We start from the raw sequence: 2,487 nt of genomic DNA, 5'->3' as shown, positions 1-2,487 counted from the left end.
AAGGAAAGGATTGATATCAGTGATCAGCCAGCAGGAATATATCTGATCAGGATTATCCAGAATTCTGAAGCAATTGCGAATATGAAACTCATAAAACAGTAGGTATATTTTACGTACAGTAAAAAGGGAGGTGCTCAATACACCTCCCTTTTTTTATAGGATAATCCTGGCTGGCCATTAACCTGAAAATTTGAATGCAAATAGGATAAAAATTAATTTAATGTTAAAAAAATAAGCTATTAAGTTAAATAAAATTAGGAATTTAAATAAATGTATCGTAATTTTACATCATATTTACATATATAATACGATAAATTTATTTATATAAAGTCTCAAAGCCATGAAAAATTTTGTATCCATTTTATTACTTTTTTTAGGAGTAAGTCTGAATGTACTTTCTCAAACCAGGGACCTGGTTGTAATTGATGAGAGTATTCAGAACATTGATTTGCTTAAAAGCTCAACATTGAGAGAAGCAAATATTCTGATTGTTAATCAACAATCTGAGGTCTGGTTTGAAATATATCAGATGTTATCAAAGGAACCCACAATTTCACAAGTACATTTTCTGCTGCCATCTTCTGAGGGAGAACTTATTATCGGAGGAATTAGTTATGATGTAAATTCAATTACTAATGTATTTGATTTAGAGCTTCTTAAGAATAAGGACATTTCTTTGCTGTTTTATGGTTCAAATCTTGCAGAAGTTGATGAGGGGAAAGCTCTGATAAATAAAATAGCTGAAATTACCAATCTCGATGTCTCAGCTTCAACAACCACTACTGCAGGAAAAGAAGCAGGTGGAGACTGGGTTCTGGAATATCAAACCAACACAGAGGTTACATATGAACCCATTTTCGATGAAGAAAAATTGAAAGATTATCCTTATAATTTCTAAAATATATAACTCATGAAAAATATTTACACTTACCTGTTAACTGTATTGACACTTGTTTATATCCAGTCAGTACAGGCACAAACCGTTAATATGACTGTTACGCAGGGACCGAATATTGACGTTATGATGACCATAGGATTATCGGATCTTAATATTGATAATTTTGAAACGGATTTAAATACAGCGTTGCAAAATAGAGGTATTCCATCTGATAAGCTTCGCGTTGAAGCTTTTGAACGTTCAACTACTTCTTCAAATTCAGAAGATGCCAAGGCCATTTTTGATACATGGACAAGGTATGGTTACAATAGTGAAACCTGGGAATTTGTAGATGCTTATAAGTATATAAGACGTTTGAATAATGATATGTTAGCAGGGTTTTATGATCCTGAATTTACCTCTTCAAAATATACACTCGAAGTAGATATGCTAAGCACTGAAGGGAGCGATAATGATGATATGGGGATAACATTTGGAATGGAAAACGGCCCAGTAGGTGCCTATTTATTTAACTTCTCAGGAGCAGTCAGAGCATTGAATACTTCGGAATTTATTCCAAGCCATGGTTTTGCCTCTGGTTTATATCAGATAACAAAAGATAATGGTGTCAGTGTGGATGAGAGATATTATGTGAAAGGTTTGGTAGATTGCAGAAATACCATCTTCTCGCCTTCCAATCACAGCACGTGGTATCATCTTAAATTGGAAGTTAACGGCAGTAATGCAAAAATATGGATGGATGATGTTCTTGTTGTCGATTACGATGCTCCATCTGATATAACGGGAAGTTATGGTTTCTTCTCCAATAGTCAGCCGGCGGCCACATTTAAAAATATGGAGGTTACAAAACTTACCCTAAGAAAATTCAAGGATGTTTTACGTGAACCACAGTGGCGCAACAGTGCTTTAAGGTTTAACGTTAACCTGGATGACCTTGAAGTTGAAGATTTCGACTATGATGACGATTTATCAGAAATTCTGATGCGTTGTATCAACGAAGATATTCATTATTTAGGATGGGGAATAGACGCCAATAAGAGTCAATATGAACGTTTTATTGCACAAAACAGTGCAAAAGGAATTTTTATAAACAGGAGTAGCGGATCCTGGAGTACCTGGATTGAGGCTATTGCTCAATATATCTATGATCAGTATGTAACAGAGACTGTAGAAGGGGAATATTTTATAGCGGGTACATCTGTAGAGATAGATGTTGATCCATCCGAGATGAAATCGGGAACTGCCAATTCAGATTATCCCAGTGGGCGCTGGAAGATCAGTCATGATAATACTTTCTTTTCCAATGACCTGGGTCTGGCCTCCTGGCAGAACATATACCTGGAGGATGTACCTGAGTATTATGATAAGCCTGGTAAATATACATTTACGTTCGAGGATTTACCAACAGATCCTACGACACTTTATTTTCACAGGAAACCGATTGCCAGTTTCAGTTATGTGTCATCAACAGGTGGTTTAACCAATAATTCTTACGATGTTGATGGAGGGTCCGATAATGGCATAGCCGTATCAGAGTGGAAATGGAAAGCTGTTGATGCCGTTTCGACAGATGACTGGACTGTAGGGCA

General features: G+C 36.0%; 2 protein-coding genes. Both read left to right on the top strand.

Annotated elements, in window-relative coordinates; genetic code table 11:
• The first annotated feature begins 340 nt into the window (after positions 1-340).
• On the top strand, positions 341-898 hold the full coding sequence (locus ACE01N_RS20280; protein ID WP_380592866.1) for a DUF4347 domain-containing protein: 558 nt from the start codon (positions 341-343) through the stop codon (positions 896-898).
• A gap of 12 nt (positions 899-910) precedes the next feature.
• Positions 911-2,487 (top strand): LamG domain-containing protein (locus ACE01N_RS20275; protein ID WP_380592864.1); only part of this gene is annotated, 1,577 nt, incomplete at its 3' end.

The organism is Quyinboa ferrireducens (assembly GCF_042436675.1).
Classification (GTDB): domain Bacteria; phylum Bacteroidota; class Bacteroidia; order Bacteroidales; family UBA5342; genus JBHJHP01.
Note: the sequence above shows the minus strand (reverse complement) of the source record. Positions and strands in the feature narration are given on the sequence as shown.

What these genes read in the sequence shown, in the direction of transcription:
- ACE01N_RS20280 (WP_380592866.1), top strand. Translation starts at nt 341, where the DNA reads ATGAAAAATTTTGTATCCATTTTATTACTTTTTTTAGGAGTAAGTCTG.